This window comes from Cellulomonas sp. URHE0023, from assembly GCF_000688475.1.
Lineage (GTDB): Bacteria > Actinomycetota > Actinomycetes > Actinomycetales > Cellulomonadaceae > Cellulomonas.
In genome coordinates this window covers 1529083-1547605 of sequence record NZ_JIAN01000005.1, presented here as the reverse complement: position 1 = coordinate 1547605, position 18523 = coordinate 1529083, and the positions used below count along the sequence as shown (strand labels likewise).

20 protein-coding genes and 2 tRNA genes are annotated in these 18523 nt (G+C 70.8%); 5 read left to right on the top strand and 17 right to left on the bottom strand.

Annotated features, from left to right (window positions below; all coding sequences use genetic code 11):
• Positions 1–17: 17 nt before the first annotated feature.
• The 11 genes from N553_RS21720 to N553_RS21705 all read right to left on the bottom strand — a co-directional run bounded on the left by N553_RS21720 (position 18) and on the right by N553_RS21705 (position 9435).
• Positions 18–290, bottom strand: coding sequence for a WXG100 family type VII secretion target (locus N553_RS21720; RefSeq protein ID WP_156043741.1), 273 nt, complete (start codon positions 288–290; stop codon positions 18–20).
• Between the two features lie 107 nt (positions 291–397).
• A complete protein-coding gene (locus N553_RS21715; RefSeq protein ID WP_051639905.1) occupies positions 398–3223 on the bottom strand; it encodes a hypothetical protein in 2826 nt (941 codons plus the stop codon).
• Positions 3220–3669, bottom strand: coding sequence for a pilus assembly protein TadG-related protein (locus tag N553_RS21710; RefSeq protein WP_051639904.1), 450 nt, complete (start codon positions 3667–3669; stop codon positions 3220–3222). Before N553_RS21710 ends, N553_RS21715 begins: the two co-directional genes overlap by 4 nt.
• Positions 3666–4079 (bottom strand): TadE/TadG family type IV pilus assembly protein, encoded by a 414-nt coding sequence (locus N553_RS0107945; RefSeq protein WP_028046080.1) that lies wholly within the window; start codon positions 4077–4079, stop codon positions 3666–3668. The genes N553_RS21710 and N553_RS0107945 overlap by 4 nt, the downstream gene beginning before the upstream one ends.
• Positions 4080–4099: 20 nt before the next feature.
• Positions 4100–4528 (bottom strand): TadE/TadG family type IV pilus assembly protein, encoded by a 429-nt coding sequence (locus tag N553_RS0107940; RefSeq protein WP_231505193.1) that lies wholly within the window; start codon positions 4526–4528, stop codon positions 4100–4102.
• Complete coding sequence (locus N553_RS0107935) at positions 4525–4743, bottom strand: hypothetical protein (RefSeq protein WP_028046078.1); 219 nt, start codon at positions 4741–4743, stop codon at positions 4525–4527. Before N553_RS0107935 ends, N553_RS0107940 begins: the two co-directional genes overlap by 4 nt.
• A gap of 51 nt (positions 4744–4794) precedes the next feature.
• The gene (locus tag N553_RS0107930) at positions 4795–5715 is read right to left on the bottom strand and encodes a type II secretion system F family protein (protein WP_028046077.1); all 921 of its coding nucleotides are present in this window, start codon (positions 5713–5715) and stop codon (positions 4795–4797) included.
• Positions 5712–6596 (bottom strand): type II secretion system F family protein, encoded by an 885-nt coding sequence (locus N553_RS0107925; protein ID WP_034620859.1) that lies wholly within the window; start codon positions 6594–6596, stop codon positions 5712–5714. The genes N553_RS0107930 and N553_RS0107925 overlap by 4 nt, the downstream gene beginning before the upstream one ends.
• Complete coding sequence (locus N553_RS0107920) at positions 6596–7909, bottom strand: CpaF family protein (RefSeq protein ID WP_028046075.1); 1314 nt, start codon at positions 7907–7909, stop codon at positions 6596–6598. The genes N553_RS0107925 and N553_RS0107920 overlap by 1 nt, the downstream gene beginning before the upstream one ends.
• 22 nt (positions 7910–7931) lie before the next feature.
• Entirely contained in the window at positions 7932–8711 is a 780-nt protein-coding gene (locus tag N553_RS0107915; RefSeq protein WP_028046074.1) for a hypothetical protein, read from the bottom strand.
• 1 nt (position 8712) lies between these two features.
• Positions 8713–9435, bottom strand: coding sequence for an SAF domain-containing protein (locus tag N553_RS21705; protein ID WP_051639903.1), 723 nt, complete (start codon positions 9433–9435; stop codon positions 8713–8715).
• Positions 9436–9748: 313 nt separating this feature from the next.
• Between N553_RS21705 and N553_RS0107905 the strand changes: the two genes are divergently transcribed.
• Complete coding sequence (locus N553_RS0107905) at positions 9749–10642, top strand: FHA domain-containing protein (protein ID WP_034620858.1); 894 nt, start codon at positions 9749–9751, stop codon at positions 10640–10642.
• 6 nt (positions 10643–10648) lie between these two features.
• On the opposite strand, the gene N553_RS0107900 is transcribed toward N553_RS0107905, so the two are convergent.
• On the bottom strand, positions 10649–11674 hold the full coding sequence (locus tag N553_RS0107900; protein ID WP_156043740.1) for a hypothetical protein: 1026 nt from the start codon (positions 11672–11674) through the stop codon (positions 10649–10651).
• On the bottom strand, positions 11635–12246 hold the full coding sequence (locus N553_RS0107895) for a hypothetical protein (RefSeq protein ID WP_156043739.1): 612 nt from the start codon (positions 12244–12246) through the stop codon (positions 11635–11637). The genes N553_RS0107900 and N553_RS0107895 overlap by 40 nt, the downstream gene beginning before the upstream one ends.
• Before the next feature lie 420 nt (positions 12247–12666).
• Here N553_RS0107895 and N553_RS0107890 point away from each other — a divergent pair, with 420 nt between their 5' ends.
• Together N553_RS0107890 and N553_RS0107885 are read left to right on the top strand one after the other, a co-directional pair.
• On the top strand, positions 12667–13119 hold the full coding sequence (locus tag N553_RS0107890; protein ID WP_028046070.1) for a DUF6325 family protein: 453 nt from the start codon (positions 12667–12669) through the stop codon (positions 13117–13119).
• A gap of 164 nt (positions 13120–13283) precedes the next feature.
• The gene (locus tag N553_RS0107885) at positions 13284–13814 is read left to right on the top strand and encodes a hypothetical protein (RefSeq protein ID WP_028046069.1); all 531 of its coding nucleotides are present in this window, start codon (positions 13284–13286) and stop codon (positions 13812–13814) included.
• Between the two features lie 24 nt (positions 13815–13838).
• Here the strand turns inward: N553_RS0107885 and N553_RS0107880 are convergent, their stop codons facing one another.
• Complete coding sequence (locus tag N553_RS0107880; protein ID WP_028046068.1) at positions 13839–14504, bottom strand: suppressor of fused domain protein; 666 nt, start codon at positions 14502–14504, stop codon at positions 13839–13841.
• A gap of 238 nt (positions 14505–14742) precedes the next feature.
• Positions 14743–14815: transfer RNA gene (locus tag N553_RS0107875), tRNA-Arg, on the bottom strand.
• A gap of 79 nt (positions 14816–14894) precedes the next feature.
• On the opposite strand from N553_RS0107875, the gene N553_RS21700 reads away from it, so the two are divergent.
• On the top strand, positions 14895–16139 hold the full coding sequence (locus N553_RS21700) for a low temperature requirement protein A (protein WP_051639902.1): 1245 nt from the start codon (positions 14895–14897) through the stop codon (positions 16137–16139).
• A 110-nt stretch (positions 16140–16249) separates the two neighbouring features.
• On the opposite strand, the gene N553_RS0107865 is transcribed toward N553_RS21700, so the two are convergent.
• A tRNA-Ser gene (locus N553_RS0107865) sits at positions 16250–16341 on the bottom strand.
• A gap of 336 nt (positions 16342–16677) precedes the next feature.
• On the opposite strand from N553_RS0107865, the gene N553_RS21695 reads away from it, so the two are divergent.
• Positions 16678–18219 (top strand): MFS transporter, encoded by a 1542-nt coding sequence (locus N553_RS21695; RefSeq protein WP_231505192.1) that lies wholly within the window; start codon positions 16678–16680, stop codon positions 18217–18219.
• Between the two features lie 70 nt (positions 18220–18289).
• On the opposite strand, the gene N553_RS0107855 is transcribed toward N553_RS21695, so the two are convergent.
• Positions 18290–18523, bottom strand: coding sequence for a hypothetical protein (locus tag N553_RS0107855; RefSeq protein ID WP_028046067.1), 234 nt, complete (start codon positions 18521–18523; stop codon positions 18290–18292).

The window sequence follows — 18523 nt, the reverse complement described above, 5'->3', positions numbered from 1 at the left end:
CCGGTCGGATGAGTGCATCAGATGCGGTCGCCCTCGCCGGTCGCCGATGCGATGTTGTTGTGGTTCGTCCGCACGTCAGCGGCTGCGCCGTCGAGCGCCTCCTGCAGACGGTCCAGGTTGGCGCGGTAGTCCTGCCACGCGGCCCGGAAGTCCTCCGAGAACTTGCCGGTCCACTCCGTGCTGTTCAGACCGGAGTCCACCTTCGACTTGATGTCTGCAGCCGCCAGAGCGTTCGACTGGAACGTCTTGTACAACGCCTGGAGAGTACTGAGCTCGGCACCAACAGCCACGGATGGCCTCCTTGTCTTGGGCGTCGCCCCCTTCGGCGTCGCAACGGACCGACCTTACCTGTAACGGGCCGGACATGTCGGACGATGCTCAACGCCCCGGTGCCGGTTCACGCGCTGCCCTGGGCGGCTGCCGAAGACGACGGGGCGAGCTCCTCGACGAGTGCCAGGGTCGCGGCCGACGGGCTGGAGCCACCAGCGGCGCGCAGGGTCGCTGCGAGGTCGTCGGCGATCTCTCGGACCGCGTCCGGACCGTCGAGCGCAGCGGCCGCCCGCAGGACGTCGCGCCACAGGAGCTCCTCGACCGGCGCGAACCGCAGGCCCGACCACGCGGCCGTCTGGGCGGCGGCCGGGTCGTCGCCGTCGCGGCACAGGACCACCAGGCGGTGCACGGCATCGACGAGCAGGGCCCGCGACGCACGCTCGAGGCGGATGCGCGCGAGCCAGGCGTACCGGCCCGTGGGGCGCACGCTGAGGACGGCGCCGCGGGCGAGCGTGAGTGCCGCCTCGAGATCGGCACGCTCGGCCTGCGGACCGGCCGCGGCCCGGGAGCTCGCGAGCAGCGAGCACACGACGTCCCAGTCGACGACGACACCCGGTCCCAGCGTGAGGCGTCCGTCCGCCCGGCGCGCCAGGTGCGGCCGCCCCGACGCGTCGTCGCCCAGCCAGGCAGCGGTGCGCTCGATCGTGGCCTCGCGCACCTCGGCCGTCACGCCCCCAGGCCACAGGGCGGCGCCGAGGACGTTGGCGTGCACGCCGCCCGGGTGCAGGGCCATGAACACGACCAGCTCGGTCGCGAGTGCGCGGCGGCTCTCGTCGATCAGGCCCGAGCACTCGACGAGCGGCTCGCCGAGCACCTGCACGCGCACCGCTGCGGATTGGAGGTCCGCCTCCGTGACGCGCCGTTCGGGAGCCGGCACCGCGGGCCGCTCGACGGAACCCTCGTTCTCGACGGCGGCACGGCGCTCGTCGACCGACGTGACCGGTTCGGACGGCACCGCGAGCAGCTCCGCCAGCCCGGCGACCTGCGCGGCCGACAGCCGGTTGGCCTGGACGTCGATGCCGAGCAGCCGCGCGGTGACTCGGCCGTCGGCCTGCGCCACGAGCTGCCAGCGCGCACCCGGGAGGTCACCCACGCACACCACGCCCAGCGGGGACCGCTGGGTCGTCGCCGCGGCGTCGACGACCTCGCGGGCCGTGGCGTCGGCAGGCACTGCACCCAGAACCACGTACTCGGGTACCCAGGTCCCGGCGCCGCGCGCCTGCACGCGACCGGACAGGACGTCGGCGCCGAGCACGTCGGCGCGACGACCGCGCAGGCGCTCGAGCACCAGGGACGCGGACGCGGCCGAGGTGTAGCGCTCGCCCGGGAGCACGTCGAGCCCGGCCGGAAGGTCGACGCCCGTGACGCGCAGCGCGTCGGACCAGCGGTTGGTGGACAGCTCAGCGGCGATCGCGCTGGCGATCTCGGCGCCCACGGCCAGGTCTCCGACGATCGCGACCGGACCCTGCGCGGCCTCGAGGTCGACCAGGACGTCGCGCCCGGCGGCGTCGCGACCGAGCGAGACCAGGCCCGGGTACGGCGCGACTCCGCCCTTGCGCGCGGGGTCGATGTGACGCGCCTCGAACCGCCAGACCGATCCCCCCTCCTGCACCGACCAGAAGGACGGGGCGATGTGGGCGGGCGGCGTGACACGCAGCTCGAGAGCGTCGTCGTCGACCGTCGCGCTGACCACGCCCGGCAGCGGCTGCGACATCGCGTCGAGGCCGTCGGCGAGCTGGCGCAAGCCCTGGTCGAGCAGCAGCGCACGGACCGGGTCGGCGCCCACCCGCAGCGCGACCTCCAGCTCGATCGCGTCCGGGGACGGCTCCAGCGTCCGGCTGCGGCGACGCAGGCGGTCGATCGCGACGAGCAGCCCGGCCGCCAGCAGCCCAGCGCCCACCAGCCCGGTCGTCCCGATGCCACTGTCGGCGACAGGAGCGACCACCGTGTCGGTCGCGGTCACGACGGTGTCGCCCGTGGCGGCCGCCGGCGCGACCGTGCTCTCCACCGGCGCCGGGGCCACCGGCACCTCGACCGGGGTGACCACGGCGGTGACCCGCTCGACCCCCGCGGCACCCTCGGGCATGACGAGCAGCCAGTTCGGGTAGATCAGTCGCTCGAGGGTCAGCGCGTGGCCATCGGGCTGCGGACGGTCCTTGTTGAGCGCGAAGACCTCGTCGTAGCGGCGCCCCTCGCCGAGCGTGCGCTCCGCGATGTCCCAGAGGTTGTCGTGGTGCCGGCCTTCCGGCGGCTGGACGACGTACACGAGCTTGCCGACCAGCTCGGCCCCCTCATCGGCGTCGAGCTGCGTGTCGCCCAGCCAGTAGGTCGTCTCCCCCTGCGCCGCAGCCGGGGTCTCGGTCACCATGTCGGGCGCTGCCTGGACGCCCTCGACGTCGACCGACGCGGACACGCTCACGGTCGCGGGCGCGTGCTGCGGCAGCACCGAGCTGACCGCCGCAGAGGCCTGGCCCGCGGCTGTGGTCAGCAGCAGCACCGCGACGACGAGCGTCCGTGCGACGCGCTGGCTCGGCCCGGCGAGCGGGACATGCCGCGGGATGCCGACCCCGGACAGCGCCGACCGCAGCTCGACGACGACGCACACCGTGAACTGCAGCCACGCGAGCCAGACGACCCAGACGAGGACCGCGAGCAGCTGCTCGGCACCGATCGACCCGGTGATCTCCTCGCGCGTCGGCAGGGACGTCGGCACAGCCGGTGCGGCGCCGAGCGCCAGCAGGGCCACGGGGACGCCGACGACGAGCAGCAGGAGCAGGACGGCAGCACCGATCGAGCGCGCGACGGAGCGCTGCTCAGGCTCGTGGTCGACCTGCTGGAACCGGCCCGGGCCGATGCCGTGCGGTGCGACGTCCTCGTGCTGGTCGCGGCTCATGGTGCTCCTAGCTCGTCATTGATACCGAGGGCCGCGCGCGCGCTCGCCTCTCCATGGACAGTGAAGCTCCGGATCCCGGCGAGCTGCAACAGGGTGGTGGGGACCTGGTCGTCCACCGTGACCGTCACCTGGTTGCCGTCCACCTCCACGTTCGCGCGACCCGCGTCGTACCCGGCAGCCACGAGGAAGGCCGTCGCCGCCGCGGCTGCGTCGTCCTGGTCGATGGTGATGACGCCAGCGCTGAGGTCGGCCGCGTCGAGCTGGTTCGCGGCCACTCGGGCTGCCTGCTCCGCGTTGTCCATGATGGCCACGCGCGCGTTGACCGACCGTCCACCGTCCGCGACGAGGCCGACGACGGCGAAGAGCACCACGATCAGACCCAGGACGAAGATCGACGCTGTGCCTTGATCAGCCTCTGCCCTCGATACCACCCACCGCCGCGTCATCCGCTCCTCCGGTACTCGTCGAGGGGCGCCGAGCTCGTGGCGGTGATCGTGGTCGAGCCGGGCAGGCCCGGGACCGTCAGGTCCGCGAACGAGACGGTGCACGTGAGGTCGACGCCGATCACCTCACCGGCCTGGAAGGTTCCGCTCAGCTCGGCCGGCCGGCAGGTCATCGACGACGGCGCGGAGGCCTCCGCGACCTGTCGTGCGGCGTCCAGGGCGTCGGCGGACGTCCGCTCGAGCGTCGCCGCCCGGACGGCGTCCCTGGCGATCGCCTGCGCGTCCCCCTGCGCCGACACGTAGCGACCGAAGGCGACGATCAGCATGAGCATGAGCAGGAGGATGGGCACGAGCACGATGACCTCGACCGCCATCGACCCACGCTCGTCTCCGACGCGCTGCTGCACCCTCACCCTGCTCCTCCTCCCCGGCCTCAGTCGTCCGCGCGGAACGACTCGATGGGTCCCTCGACCGTCGCGGAGACGCTCGGCGCGAACCCGGTGACGATCTCGACCGAGCGACCGGTCACGGTCACCCGGACCGTGTCGGCGTCCGGCTTGGTGATCTCCACGGACTGGATCCGCAACGACTGGCCACCGATCGCATCGCCGAAGTCGACTGCGCGCTCGCGAGCGTCCTCGATCGACTGCGGGTCGCCGCCCCCGGTCCGGACCACGCGTGCCGTCTCACGGGCGACCGCGGACACGAGCTGGTTGCCGTGCCAGGTCAGCGCGAACTGGACCGTCACCAGGATGACGAACATGAGCAGGGGCGTGTAGAACACGAGCTCGATCGAGCTCGCCCCCCGGTCACGCTCCTCGTGCGCCCGGGGGTTCAGGAGCGACGACGGTCGCGCGATCACGGCCCGCCGGGTGCGTCGGGAATGACAATGGAGTCGGCCTCGTCGTTGATCAGTCCGAAGAGGATCGCGCCGACCGCGACGGCGATCGCCACCAGGATGCCGGTGATGATGACCCACTCGATCGCCGAGGCGCCCAGGTCGTCGGATGCCTGCGCACGCGCGTACCGGCGGCGCAGCTCCATCGTGAGGTATCCCCAAATCGCGGAATAGTTCATGTCGTCGTCCTCTCGTCGTGCCAGATGTCGTGCTCAAAGTCGAACGGAGCGTTACTTGGGCTGCGTCACCGAGATGATCGCGGGGTAGATCAAGAAGATCAGGAAGCCGACGGCCAGCAACAGCTGCGCGACGAGCATCGACTCCGAGCTCTCGCCGGCCTTGCCCTCGGCGTCGGCCAGCTCCCGGCGGCGCATCGAGCTGGCGCGCGCCGACAGCGAGTCCCGAACCTTGGCGCCGTCCTCGGCCACCAGTGCGAGTGCCGCGGCGAGGTCGCGCAGCTCGTCGACGCGCAACTCGTCACCCAGCTGACCGAGCGCCGACCACGGTGTCTCGCCACGCAGCCGCGCTGAGCCCAGAGCGTCGCGGATGCGGACCATCGCCCACCCGTCGCTGAGCTCGGACGCACTCTGCAGCGCCTCGGGGACGCCGCGCCCACCCGCAAGGCTCATGGCCACGAGGTCGAGGAACGATCCGACGACGTGCCGGAAGTCGCGCCGCCGCTGCGCGGCCTGCGAGCGGATCGCGAGCCAGGGGATCGTCGCTCCGACGAGACCCGTGACGATCGACAGCAGCAGCGGCACGGAGAGGTCGACACCGACCCCGGCGGCCGTGAGCACCGCACCGACGAACAGCGGGGCGACGAAGCCTCCGACCGCCGCGAGGACGGTGCGAGCCATGAACGCGTCGAGCGTCACGCCCACCATGGCAAGGTCGGCGCGCAACGGGCCGAGCTCGAGACCTGTCGACGTCACGCCGCTCGCGGCGCTGCGTCCGATCGTCACCTGCCATGCCGGCAGGTGACCGCCACGCGGGTTACGGGTCAGCGCGGCGGCCTGCGCACGGCTCTGTCGACGCTCGGCGTCGAGGCGGGCCAGCGCGCTCCCGGCGTGCGAGGGCGGCGGTACGAGGACCAGGACCAGGATCAGGATGCCGAGGCCCACGACCGCGCCGCTGAGCAGGATGAGCGTCATGAGCGCACCCCCGACGAGGTGGCCGACGTACGGTCGGCCGTCGCGACGAGGAACCGCTCCGGGACGTCGACGCCCGAGAGCCGCTTCATCCACCAGAAGCCCGCCGCGAACAGTCCGATGATCACCAGCAGAACCAGCTGCCCGGTGGGCGTCGAGTAGGGCGCCACGTACTTCGGGTTCACGATCGACAGGCCCAGCACCACGAACACCGAGAACCCCATGACGATCTGCGACGAGCGACGGGTCGAGGCGCGGCCGGCGGCCACGCGCTGGCGCATGTCGAGCTCGGCACGCGCCGCCTCCGAGAGCGAGGTCAGCACCTGCCGCAGACCCGGACCGCGCAGGCGGGCGTTGAGGATCAGGGCGGCGACCACCAGGTCGGCGCTCGGGTCGTCCAGGTCGTCGGCGAGCCGCTGCAGGGCCGTCGGCAGCGGGACCCGCACGCGCAGCCGGTCGACGAGGAGGCGCAGCTGCGGCTGGATCGCGGGCGACGCGGCGTAGACGGTCGCGGGGATCGCCTGCTCGAGGCCCACGGCACCGGCGATGGTGTCCCGCAAGGACTCCGTCCACGACGCCAGCCCTTCGATCCGCGCCATGGACTCGCGCTCGGCCTTGGCGCCGCCGAACAGGGCCGACCAGGCGAAGACGAGAACCGCGGCACCCGCCGCGGCCACCGGCCACTTGGTCAGGACGAGCACCAGCAGGGCCACGGCCGCCGCGATGAGCACGCGCTTCCCGTACTTCTCCCCGAGCGACGGCCCACCGCGACGCACCTCGCGGTGCGGTGCCGGGTCGCGTGGGCGAAGCGCGTAGACCAGCAGGACGACGCCCGCGCCCACGGCCGCCCCGAGCAGGACGATGAACACTGTCGACGGAGTCATCACACCCCCTGCGAGTACGCGTAGCCCGGCACGTACCCGACGGCCGCCAGGTCCGCCATGCACGCGATCGGCGCGGCCGCCACGGCGACCCCGTCGGGACCGGACGCGAACACCTCGCTGGACAGCACGCGACCGTCGATGCCGTTGACCTCGCGGATGCTCGCGACGTAGCGCCGCAGCCGCCCGCCGTGCAGGAAGTCGTTCTGCTTCTGCACGAAGACGACGAAGTCGATCGCACCCGCGATCAGCATCATCGTCGCGTCGACCGGGAGCCGCTCCGCGGACTGGATGGCGTACGTGGAGATGCGGTTGAACACCTCGATCGAGCTGTTGGCGTGGATGGTGGACAGCGACCCGTCGTTGCCCTGGCTCATCGCGTTCAGCATGGTGACGATCTCGTCGCCCAGGACCTCACCGACGATGACCCGGCTGGGGTTCATGCGCAGGCTGCGGCGCACCAGCTCCGCCATCGTGATCGCGCCGTTGCCCTCGGAGTTCGGCAGGCGCTCCTCGAACGCGACCACGTTCGGGTGCAGGTCGGCGAACTCCCCGAGCCCGAGCTCGAGCGCCCGCTCGACGGTGACGATCCGCTCGTGCGGCCGGATCTCGTTGGCCAGCGCGCGCAGCATCGTGGTCTTCCCGGCGTTCGTCGCGCCGGCGATCATGATGTTCTTGCGGGCCGCGACGGCGGCCGAGAGGAACGCGGCGACCTCGTTGGTCACGGTCCCGTACCCGACGAGGTCGTCGAGGTGGACGCGCGACAGCCGCGCACGGCGGATGGAGATCGAGGGCCGCGCGCACACGTCCATGACCGCGGACAACCGGCTGCCGTCGGGGAGGCGCATGTCGAGCTGCGGGTTGGCGGAGTCGAACGGCCGGCTCGACAGGCCGGAGTAGGCCCCGAGGATCTGGATGAGCTCGACCAGCTCGTCGTCGGAGTCCGCGACGGGCGGCAACCGCGCCTCACGTCCGTCGGCGTACTGCACGAACACGTTGTCGCAGCCGTTGATGTCGACGTTCTCCACGTCGCGGTCGTCGAGCAGCGGCTGCAACCGGCCCACGCCGAACAGCGCGGCGTGGATGCCCGCCGACACCTCTTCCTCGTCGGCCGGTGCCGGCGGCGTGCGCCCGGCCCCGATCTCCGTGCGCGCATAGGAGTCGAGCACGCGGTTGATGACGGCGCGGGCGAACTGCCGCTCGTCCTGGGCGGACATCTGCGGCAGCCCGGCGGTCGCGTCGTCCCGGCGCTGGCGCGCGAGGATGTCCGCCACCTCTTCGCGCAGGCGACGAACGAGGGCCTGGTCAACGGCCATGGGAATCTCCTTCGCGCATCGGTCAGACGGTGGTTCGGACGGTGCCACCGGTGGCGGCGAGCGTCCGGACGGGTTCGACGATCTGGCGTACGGAGCGCACGAGGAGCGAGCTCTGGATCGACCGCGACAGCCGTCCGGCGACGACGTCGGCAGCGCGCGGGTCGTCCGCGACCTGACCGAGCACGGTCGCGGGCAGCCGCTCGTGAGCGAGCAGCTGGGTCAGCTCTCCGAGCGAACGACGATCACGGCCCTCGGCAACCAGGAGTACACCGACCGCGAGCGGCCCACCACGGCTGGAGTGCAGCTGGGACAGCCAGCGCACGCGTTCGCGCAGGTGCGCGAACGCCTCGAGGCGCGGTCTGACGACGAGGAGCACGGCGTCCGCGGCCGTCAGCACGGGCAGCACCGGGCTCGCGGGGCCGATGCGGCCGCAGTCCACCACCACGTCGCGTCCGGGCAGGTTGGCCAAGCCGGTTGCCACGGTCGGCCACACCGGTGCGATGCCGGTCATCTGCTCAGGGCTGCTCACCCCGCAGAGCACGTCGAGGCCACCGTCCGTCCGCTGAAGGTGCTCGTCCAACCCGTCGACGTGCAGCCCGCGCCGCGCGTCCGCAGCGAGCGACAAGATGCCCCGGTCGGGGTCGAGCGGCGCGCGCGACTCCGTCCGTGCCAGAAGCGACAAGTCACCGCCGGCCCCGTCGGCGTCCACCAGGACGACGTCGGTGGGCCAGACGCTCGCCAGCAGGCGCGCGGTCGTCGTGACACCCGGCGCGCCCTTGGCCGACGCCACGGCGACCAGCACGTCAGCCCTTCCCCGTGTCGACGGCGGAGCCGCGGCTGACCAGGACGACCGACAGCGCGTCGTCGGCCGCGATCGCGGCGATCCGGGCACCGTCGCTCTCGTCGACGATGAACGTGGCCTTGACGTCCTTGGTGCTCCCCTTCTCGGGCACCTCACCCATGCTCACGAACGCGTCGGGGACGATCACCGTGCCCTGGCCGTCACTGACCTGCACGAGCTGGACGACGTCGCCCTCCAGGAGCCCGGTTGCCGGTGCGTGGCCCGCCGCGATCGTCGCACCGACCGCGACCTTGCCGGCCGTCAGCGTGGACGTCTTCGTGAGCATGGTCGTGTCGATGAGCTGGCCCTCGGTGACGCCCACGCGCGCGAACTGCCCGACCACCAGGTCCTCCTGCGAGCTCGGGATGAGCTTCAGGCCCTCCGACGCGACCGGCGTCGTCCCCACGGCATCCTTCGTGATCTCCTGGCCTACCGCGATGTCCTTGACGGCCACGAGGACCGGGACACGCTCGTCCGCGCGGAGCGCGAGCAGGCCGGCCGCCGCGGCGCCGCCGACGATCAGCAGGACCGCGAACGCGGCCAGCAGCGGGCGCCGCTCACGGGGCGCCGGGGGCAGCCGGTCCGTGCGCGCTGCGGCTCCCGCGGGCTTCAGTCCACGGTCCTCGCGCGCTCGGCGACGGTCCTGTGCGCCGTCTGCGCCGGTCGCGGTCGTGTCAACGGTCATGTAGGCGGTGCCCCCCGCGCGTCAGGTTCTTCAGGTCCCAGGACCTAGGTCGCCACGACTATAAGGGCATCAGCCGGGCGGCTCTCGTCCGGGAGGGAACCGGACAATTCGGATCCTCGGCTCGTTACCATGAGCGGCCGATTACAGTTCCGTCGGCGTGCACGTCTCGCGCCGACCCGCTCTCGCGGTGCCCACGGCCCATCTCAGGGGAGTCCAGCATGTCGACCAGTGCGCCACCGAGGGTGCCGACACCGCCCAGTCGCATCTCGTCGCAGCGCTCCGACCAGGCCGGACGCAACCCGGGACGCCGCCGGTGAGCGACGCGCTCGCCCATCTCACGCTCGCTCGGTGGCCCCGGGTCACGGGCGCCGTGCGACCCGACGGTACCGGCACGCTGAGCGTCAACGACCAGCAGTACGCGTGCGCCGCGACATCACCCGATCGGTTGTACGTCGGCGTCCTCGCGCGCGGGACTGTGATCGCCCGCACGATGGGCCGCCCGGTGCGGGTCCACGTGTCGGACGCCACAGGGTCCCGGCTGCTCGCGGTGCACGCAGACGGCCGAGTGCAAGCGGTCCTCGACGACGGCCGACTCGACGCCGCACAGACCGTGCCCGGGTCGCCCTGCCGTCGGTGCGGGACCGATGCTCCGCTGGCCGCGGCTACCTGCGCGTCGTGCGGGACGCTCGAGCCGCACCGGGTGGAGCTGTCGCCCGTCGCTGTCCTCGACGCCGCGACGCTCGCGCAGCCCGACGAGGCCCTGGCCGAGCAGCTGGACGCGGTCGGGCCGGCTCTGCCGCTCACCACGCCGCCCGCCCTGCAGACGATTGCCACCGCACGGCCCGTCAGCACGTCGGCCACGTCGCTGCCTGTTCTTCGTGCCCGGCCCCTGCTCCGCCTCTCCTTCGACTCCCAGCCGGGCGTGACCCTCGACGGGAGCGCGTCGCTCGGTCGGGCGCCGTCCGCGATCGCCGATCGTCAGCCCGTGCCGCTGACCAGCCCTGGGATGCTCGTCTCCAAGACCCACGCGTTCATCGACCTCGATGACGACGGGCTCATCCGCGTCACCGACTGCAACTCGACCAACGGCACCGTGGTGCACGCCGGGCAGGCGGTCCGCTTGGCAGCCTGGGAGCCCGTCGTCGTGGCACCAGGCACCACCTTGACCTTGGGCGACGTCGCCTGCACGGTCGACCTCGAAGGCTGATCGACCTCAGCGCGTGACGATGTTCTGGATCTCCGCGATCGGGATCTCGACCGAGGACGCGACCTGCTGAGCAGGCAACGGGGTCTGCGGAGCCCCGGCATCGACACCCCAGGAGACCGTCCAGGTTGCCGTCGCCGTGACGGTGGCGGTCGGCAGGTCCTGGCCGGCCTTGACGGGCAGGTTCGCGGTCGATCGCCCGAACCTGATCGCGCACGAACCCGGCGTCGCCCACGGACGGTTGGCCGCCGGGCACGTCGCGACGTCACCGGTCTGCGACGTCACCGTGATCCCCGTGACGTTCGCCGTGACCGTCGCTGACGTTCCGGGGATCGACGCCGTGACGGAGGCGGTGCTCGGGGCGTCGGCCGCCCAGATCGACGTCTCGGCGTTGACCAGCGCCGCACCCGACCCGTTGAGCTTCGGGTTCCACTCGATCGTGCCGGTCAGCAGATCCATCGAGTCGTAGGCGATCTGCGCGAGCTCGCGCGGTTCCACCCCGATGTTCGCCGCAGGGGGCTCTACACCAGGCAGCACGAAGATGCCGGGATGGGACCGGTAGTAGTTGTTCTTGAAGTCCCCCGGCGCATCGAACGCACACGTCGCGTCGTACCAGTGACCCTCGGTGTTCGTGGCGATCTCCGGGGTGTCCCAGCCCGGGTTCAGCAGGCCCTGGTCCGCGAAGTCGCTCAGCGTCCTCGACTTGCGTGCTTCCCCGCCCAGCTTCCAGTACTCGTAGTAGTCGGCGCCCGTCTTCCCCTGGCCGTACCAGCACATCAGCTTGACCCTGGCCCCGGGTGGAGCGGAGATCTGGTAGCTCCCGCCCCCCGCCGTCTGCCCGGTCGCCGACACCTGGACGCTGATCGTCCCGTCCCCCGAGACCGGCTGCGTGGAACCGGGGTCGATCGGTCGCCCGTCGCCGTTGAGGGCGACCGCAGGGAGAGCGGTCAGTGCGACCAGCAGCCCAGCGGTCAGCAGTACGGCCGCAGGCCGCCTCAGCACGGGTCGCCCACGACGCTCGTCAGGACGATCCATCGGTTCTCGCCCCCTACCCGGCTCAGAGTGACCGACTTCAGCCGCTTCTCGAATCCGGCCTCGTCGGGCGTGTACGTGCCGTCCTTGTCCGCGAACGTCGCCCCGGAGAAGTCTTCGCAGACCGCGCCTTGCGCAGTGTCGCCGGTGACGACCACGTTGCCGATGCTCGTGTGGAACACGGGTCCGATCTGCCCGAGGTCGTTCGCGTTGGTCGTCGCAATCTGCTGCATCCTGTCCTGGATCTCCGCGGCGGCGATAACCGAGAATGCGGGGCTGACCGTGTTGGTGGTCAGGGTGCGCCAGTATTCCTTCTGGTAGGTCGCCAGCGTGTTGTAGACGTCGGCCTCGTCGCCGGTCAGGTCGGGGATATCGGTGAAGACGATTCCCAGCGCCGGGTCAGACTGGTCCTGCACCTCGGAGGACGGCGTCGGGGTCGGGGTCGGTGTCGGGGAGGGCTCGACGGCCGTCGTCGGCGTTGCGCTCAGCCCGGCCGGCTCGTCAGGCGATCCCGAGCAGCCCGCGAGCACCCCGACGCACACAGCCGACACCACAACCCAGACCGCACGACTCATTTGTGTCCCCTACGCCCTCTGCCACGCCGACCGCTGCGGCCAGACCGACCGTCACACTACCGAACGCACCCTGCCGACGGCCCGCCGAGCACTGCTCGTGACGCGAGCAGCTGCCGGATCTCCCGCGTGCTCCCGTCCCGGTGCTGGGCCTGGGCCACCTGCGACTCACGAGCGGGCAGAACGCACCTCGGTATTCGCGAGGTGCGTTTCCGAGCGCTCGGGCGGCGGGTCCCAGGCGATGCGGACGGGCCGTCTGACCAGCGGGTCCACGCTGGGGAATCGAAACCTCCCTGGCCCGCCGTGGTCCACCAGACGCGGCTGCGGCGCCGCTGGTCGACGGGCGCGCGGCGTGCGAGGGTGAGTCTGCGCCGGGTGCGGTCCGCGTCCAGTGCGCCCGGTCTTCAACCAGAGGGACGAACGATGACGGCGACCTCGATAGACGAGCTGGGCCCCGTGGACTTCGTCGTCGTGGAGTTCCCGGCCGGCGAGCAGAACTTCTCGGGCGAGATGGCACGGGAGCTCGTCAACCTCGTCGAAGCCGGCACCATCCGCGTGATCGACGTCCTGATCCTCACCAAGAACGACGACGGCACGGTCGACGCCACAGAGCTGGCGGACCGCCCCGAGCTCGGCATCCTGGAGACCATCGAGGCCCAGCTCGCCGAGCTGCTCGCCGCGGGCGACGTCGAGAAGCTGGCCGCCGACATGGCGCCCGGGAGCGTCGCCGGGGTTCTCATCTACGTGAACCTCTGGGCGGCGCCGTTCGCGTCCGCGGCCCGCCGTGCCGGTGGTCGGCTCGTCGCCGACGGCCGCATCCCGATCCAGGCCATCATCGCGTCGATCGAGGCCGCCGACGAGTCCGCTGGACTCTGACACACGCGTGCCCTCGGCCGGGTCGGGCAACCACCCGCTCGGCGGTTGGGGTCCAAAGTCCTATCCGCACGTCGAGACCGGCGACCGATGGGAACGGTGTGGGGACACCCCCCACCGTGACGGCACACAGGTGTCGCCCGCCCGGAGACCAAGGGGTCATCGACATGACTGCGGTTCGCAAGCCCAACGGAGTGGTTCGTATTCTCGGCATCCTCACCATGGTCGCCGGTGGGATCTTCCTCGTCGCCGGTGCCGTCACCTGGGGCGCCGTCTCCTCGAACCTCAAGGACGAGAAGATCACCGTCTCGCCTGACGCCGCTCACTTCGGTGGCTCGCTCGTCGACACCCCGTGGGAGGCGTTCTCCCAGGCCGACATCATCAAGCACCACGCGCTCACGGCGACCGACGGCAAGACCTACTCCGAGATCGGCAACGACCTGCACGCGATCGAGGCGGCGAACCCCGACGCAACCAAGGCCGAGCTCGCGGAGAACGCGGACTACGCCAAGGCGACCGCGCTGCGCACCGTCGTCATGAATGGCTCGTTCCTGCGCGCGTCGCTGTTCACCTCGGTGATCGCGTTCGGTGTCGCCGCCCTCGTCATGGGCCTCGGCGTCGTGTTCGGGATGGTCGGCTACGCCATCACCAGGTGCCCGGCCGCCGCGAAGGTCACGGCACCCGCAGCCCTCGTGTGATCCGCGCGAGCACCTGACCTCCCGTCAGCACAGGAAGGCTCCGAGCTTCTGCTCGGGGCCTTCTGCCGTACCTACCGCCCGACGACGGTGACGAGGAGCGGGTCCTCCCGAACCAGACCCTCGAGCACCGTTGCCGAGCCGTTCTGCTGTGCCAGAGCGACGCCGCCGGCATCGACGGCGACGAACTGGAGGAACGTGACACGCCCCGTTCACGGTCGAGATCTGGCCGAGCTGTGGATCTGCCGCCAGCAGGATGCCGGTGAGGTCCGTGTCCGGGCCGTCGGTGTGCGGGAAGCCGGTGACCGGTCCGCCGATGCGCAGCCGCGTGCCCTCCTCGAGGAGAACGGGCGCCTCGGCTGCCCACTTCGCGAGCCGCTGCAGGATCGTGAACGGCCAGCCCGGCGGCTGCTCACCGCCGGCCAGGTCGCGTACGCGCCACGTCAGCTCGTACCCCCATCCGCTGAAGCCGTCGTTCTCACCTTCGTCGTCGTCGAAGATGTTGCTCAGCCCGTACGTCACGTAGTGCCAGTGGTCCTCCGCGCGATAGGCGCTGCACCCCTGGAGCACCGACCCGAACGCCCGGCCCGGTGCGTAGCCCACGTGCCGCGGGACCTGCTCGCCGTACAGCGATTGGCACGCGGCCTCGATCGCATCCCAGCCGGCGGCGGTGGGTTCGGTCTCGCTGGTCATCGGTCACCCGTCCTGTCCGACGCGCTCGCCTGCGCACACCGCCCGGGAGGTGGGGGGGTGCTCCGAAGGCTATCGACGTTCGCCGCAGGACAACCGAACCCCTGTGCCGACGATCGCACCCGGCCCGCAGGGGGCTGACGTGCGAAGGACCCGGCACCAGGAACAGGTGCCGGGTCCTTCGTCGCGCTCGTCAGGTCCGAACCTTCGGCCAGAGACCGGCCGACCGTCAGTACCTCTGTGCGCCCGAAGGGACTCGAACCCCCAACCTTCTGATCCGTAGTCAGATGCTCTATCCATTGAGCTACGGGCGCGTGGTCCCGCAGGACCGGAGACGACGATACAGGCCGGGAGGCCGTCCGCCCAAACCAAGGGTCTGGCAGGATCCCGCAGATGACGGAAGTCACACGGCTGGGGACCGGCGGGGGCCGGTGGGGGATGCGGGCCGACGTGCTGCGGCACGGTGCCGGCCACGACTCGAGCCGGGTCGGGTATGTGGAGCTGTTCTTCGACCTGGTCTTCGTGTTCGCGGTGACCCAGCTGTCGCACATGCTCATCGACCACACAGACGCCCAGACGCTCGTCCAGACGCTCGTGCTCGGCTGGGCGGTGTGGTGGCTGTGGATCGACACCACCTGGGTCACCAACTGGCTGGACCCGGACAAGGTCCCGGTCCGCACGCTGCTGCTCGTGCTCATGCTCCTGGGCCTTCTCATGTCGTCGGCCATCCCCGACGCGTTCGGGGACAAGGCGCTGCTCTTCGCGATCCCCTACGTGCTCATCCAGGTCGGCCGGGCCGGTTTCACCGTCTGGGCGATGGGACGGCACTGGCCGGAGAACGCCTACAACTTCCGGCGGATCACCGTCTGGCTCGCGGTCTCGGGCGCGTTCTGGATCGCCGGAGCCCTCGTGGACGGGAACCAGCGGCTGGCGCTGTGGGTCGTCGCCGCCCTGATCGACGTCGCCGGGCCGCGCGCGCTGTTCTGGGTGCCGTTCATGGGGCGCACAGACCCGAGCACCTGGGCCGTGCGCGGCACTCACATGGCCGAGAGGGTCGCGCTGTTCCTCATCATCAGTCTGGGCGAGTCGATCATCGTCACCGGCACCGCGTTCGCGTCGACCGAGCTGTCGATCACCACGGCGCTCGCGTTCCTCGCAGCGTTCGTCAGCACGGTGCTGATGTGGCTCCTGTTCTTCGACCGGTCCGAGCAGCGCGCGACGGAGTACTTCGAAGCGCAGCAGAACCCCGGGATGGTGGCGCAGACCGCATACACGTACGTGCCCTACCTGCTGGTCGTCGGCATCGTGCTGACCGCGGTGGCCGACGAGCTCGTCCTCCTGCACCCGCTAGGGCACGAGGGGGCGACCGACGTGTGGACGGCGGGGCTCGTGTGCGGCGCCTCGGCCGTGTACCTGCTGGGCAACGCGTTGTTCCGACGAACGACCGGCGGCCCCTGGTCCGTGACGCACTTGCTCGGCGTCGTAGCGGTGCTCGGTGCGATCCTGCTGCGACCCGTCGTCACCCCGCTGACCCTGAGCTGGCTGTCCAACCTCGTGCTGGCCGCGGTGATCGTCGGCGACGTCGTCGTGGCACGCCGCACGGCGGGCCAAACGAGCGCGACCGTCGCTTCGCCCTGACCGCCCTGCTCAGGTCCAGCTCGGCAACGAGCTCACGTCCCGCTCGCGAACGAGAAAGGCCCGATCCTCGTCGGGACCGGGCCTGAGTCGCGTTCTGTACTGATGCTGGCTGGCGGAGACGGTGGGATTTGAACCCACGGAAGGCTTACGCCTTCACGACCTTAGCAGGGTCGCGCACTAGACCGGGCTATGCGACGTCTCCAGGACCAGCACAGGCTACCTGTGCGAGCGCCCGACCTCCAAAGCGAGTCCTGACCTGCCTGTTCACTGGGTGTTTCCGCCCACGCGACACGGAATGTTCGGCCACCCGATGCCGTTGGGGGCCTACGAGCGACCACGCGTTCGGACGGCTTACGGGCACTGAGAGGAGCCTGAGAAATTCGCTCCGAGCGAAGACAAAACTCCTTGACCGTCGTAGGCATCCGCTGATGCACTGACGAAGTACCCGGCCGAGGAATTTCGGGTCAGCTCCCTCGGGACCGTTACCTGGTCCTCACCTCCGGCGACGTCGCCACCCTTCTCTCCCCCGGAGTTCGTCGTGCCTGAAACCAGTATTCCGACCGCCGAAACGGTCGACTCCCCGCAAGACGACGCGGCCCTCGCCGCTGCCGCGCACGACCGTCGCAGGTGGTTGATCCTCGGCGTCGTCGCGATCGCCCAGCTGATGATCATCCTCGACTCGGCGATCATGAACATCGCTCTGCCGTCCGCCGCCACCGACCTCGGGATCCCGCCGCAGGACATCTCCTGGGCCATCACGGCCTACACGCTCGCGTTCGGCGGCCTGCTGCTGCTGGGTGGCCGCATCGCCGACTACATCGGCCGCAAGCGCGCGTTCCTCATCGGACTCGTCGGGTTCGCCGTGGCCTCCGGGCTCGGCGGTGCCGCGCAGTCCGAGGCGCTCCTCTTCGGTGCCCGCGCCCTGCAGGGTGCGTTCGGCGCACTGCTCGCGCCGGCATCGCTGGCCATCATCACCGTGACCTTCACCTCGGGTCGCGACCGCGCCAAGGCGTTCGGCGTCTTCGGTGCCATCTCCGGCGGCGGCGCCGCCATCGGCCTGATCCTCGGCGGCATCCTCACCGAGTACCTCGGCTGGCGCTGGTGCCTCTACGTCAACCTGCCCATCGCGCTGATCGCGGTCATCCTCGGGATCCGGTTCGTCAACGAGTCGAAGGCACCCGGCGACCGGCACCTGGACGTCCCCGGCGCCGTGCTGTCGAGCATCGGCCTGGCGACGCTCGTGTACGGCTTCACCGAGGCCTCCAAGCAGCAGGCCGACGGGAGCGGCACGGTGGGCTGGGGCGACCCGACCGTCGTCACGCTCCTCGCGGTCGCTGTGGCCCTGCTCGTCGCGTTCGTGATCGTGGAGACCCGCGTCAAGAACCCGCTGCTGCCCATGCGCATCGTGCTCGACCGCAACCGCGGCGGCTCCTACATCATCTTCCTGATGATCGGCGCCGGGCTGTTCTCGATGTTCCTGTTCATGACGCTCTACCTGCAGAACATCCTCGGGTACACCCCGCTCAAGGCCGGCTTCGCGTTCCTGCCGTTCAGCATCGGCATCATCCTCGGTGCCGGCGTCGTCGCGCAGATCCTGCCCCGCATCGGGCCCCGTCCGCTGATGCTCGTCGGCATCACCCTGGCGATCGCCGGGATGCTGCTGCTCCTGCGGACCACGCCGGACTCGTCCTACGCGTCCACGGTGCTCCCCGCGATCACGGTCATGAGCCTCGGCATGGCCGCGGTGTTCATCCCGGCGTCGAGCACCGCGCTCGTCGGTGTGGGCGGGCACGACGCCGGCGTCGCGAGCGCACTGCTCAACACGTCGCAGCAGGTGGGCGGCTCGCTCGGCCTCGCGCTGCTCAGCACCTTCGCGATCAGCGCCACCGCGACCAAGCTGACGGACCTGGCCAACGGCGCCGAGCCGACCCAGGCCATGGTCGCGACCGCTCAGGTCGCCGGCTACCACGTCGCCTACCTGGGCGGAGCGGTACTGATGTTCGTCGGCCTGGTCGCCGCGGCCACGCTCATCTCGGCCAAGAAGGACGACCTGCCGACGGAGGGTGCGGCAGCCGTCTGACCCGGCTCGTGAACGACGAGAGCCGCGCCACCCTGTTCGGGCGGCGCGGCTCTCGTGCGTTCAGGAGCCGTCAGTCCTTGTCGTCCCCGATGAAGAGGAACTTCACCGCAAGGGTGGCGAAGAAGATCAAGGAGAAGATGATGCCCACCACGAGGACGTACTCGATCGCGGGGTGGGACTCACCGTCGGACACGGCCGAGATCCGGAAGATCGCGAGCACGACGAAGACGGCGAGAAGACCGATCGAGATGTAGCCCAGCGTCTTGGTGTTGCGGACGGGCGCTGTTGACTGGGACGAGTTCAC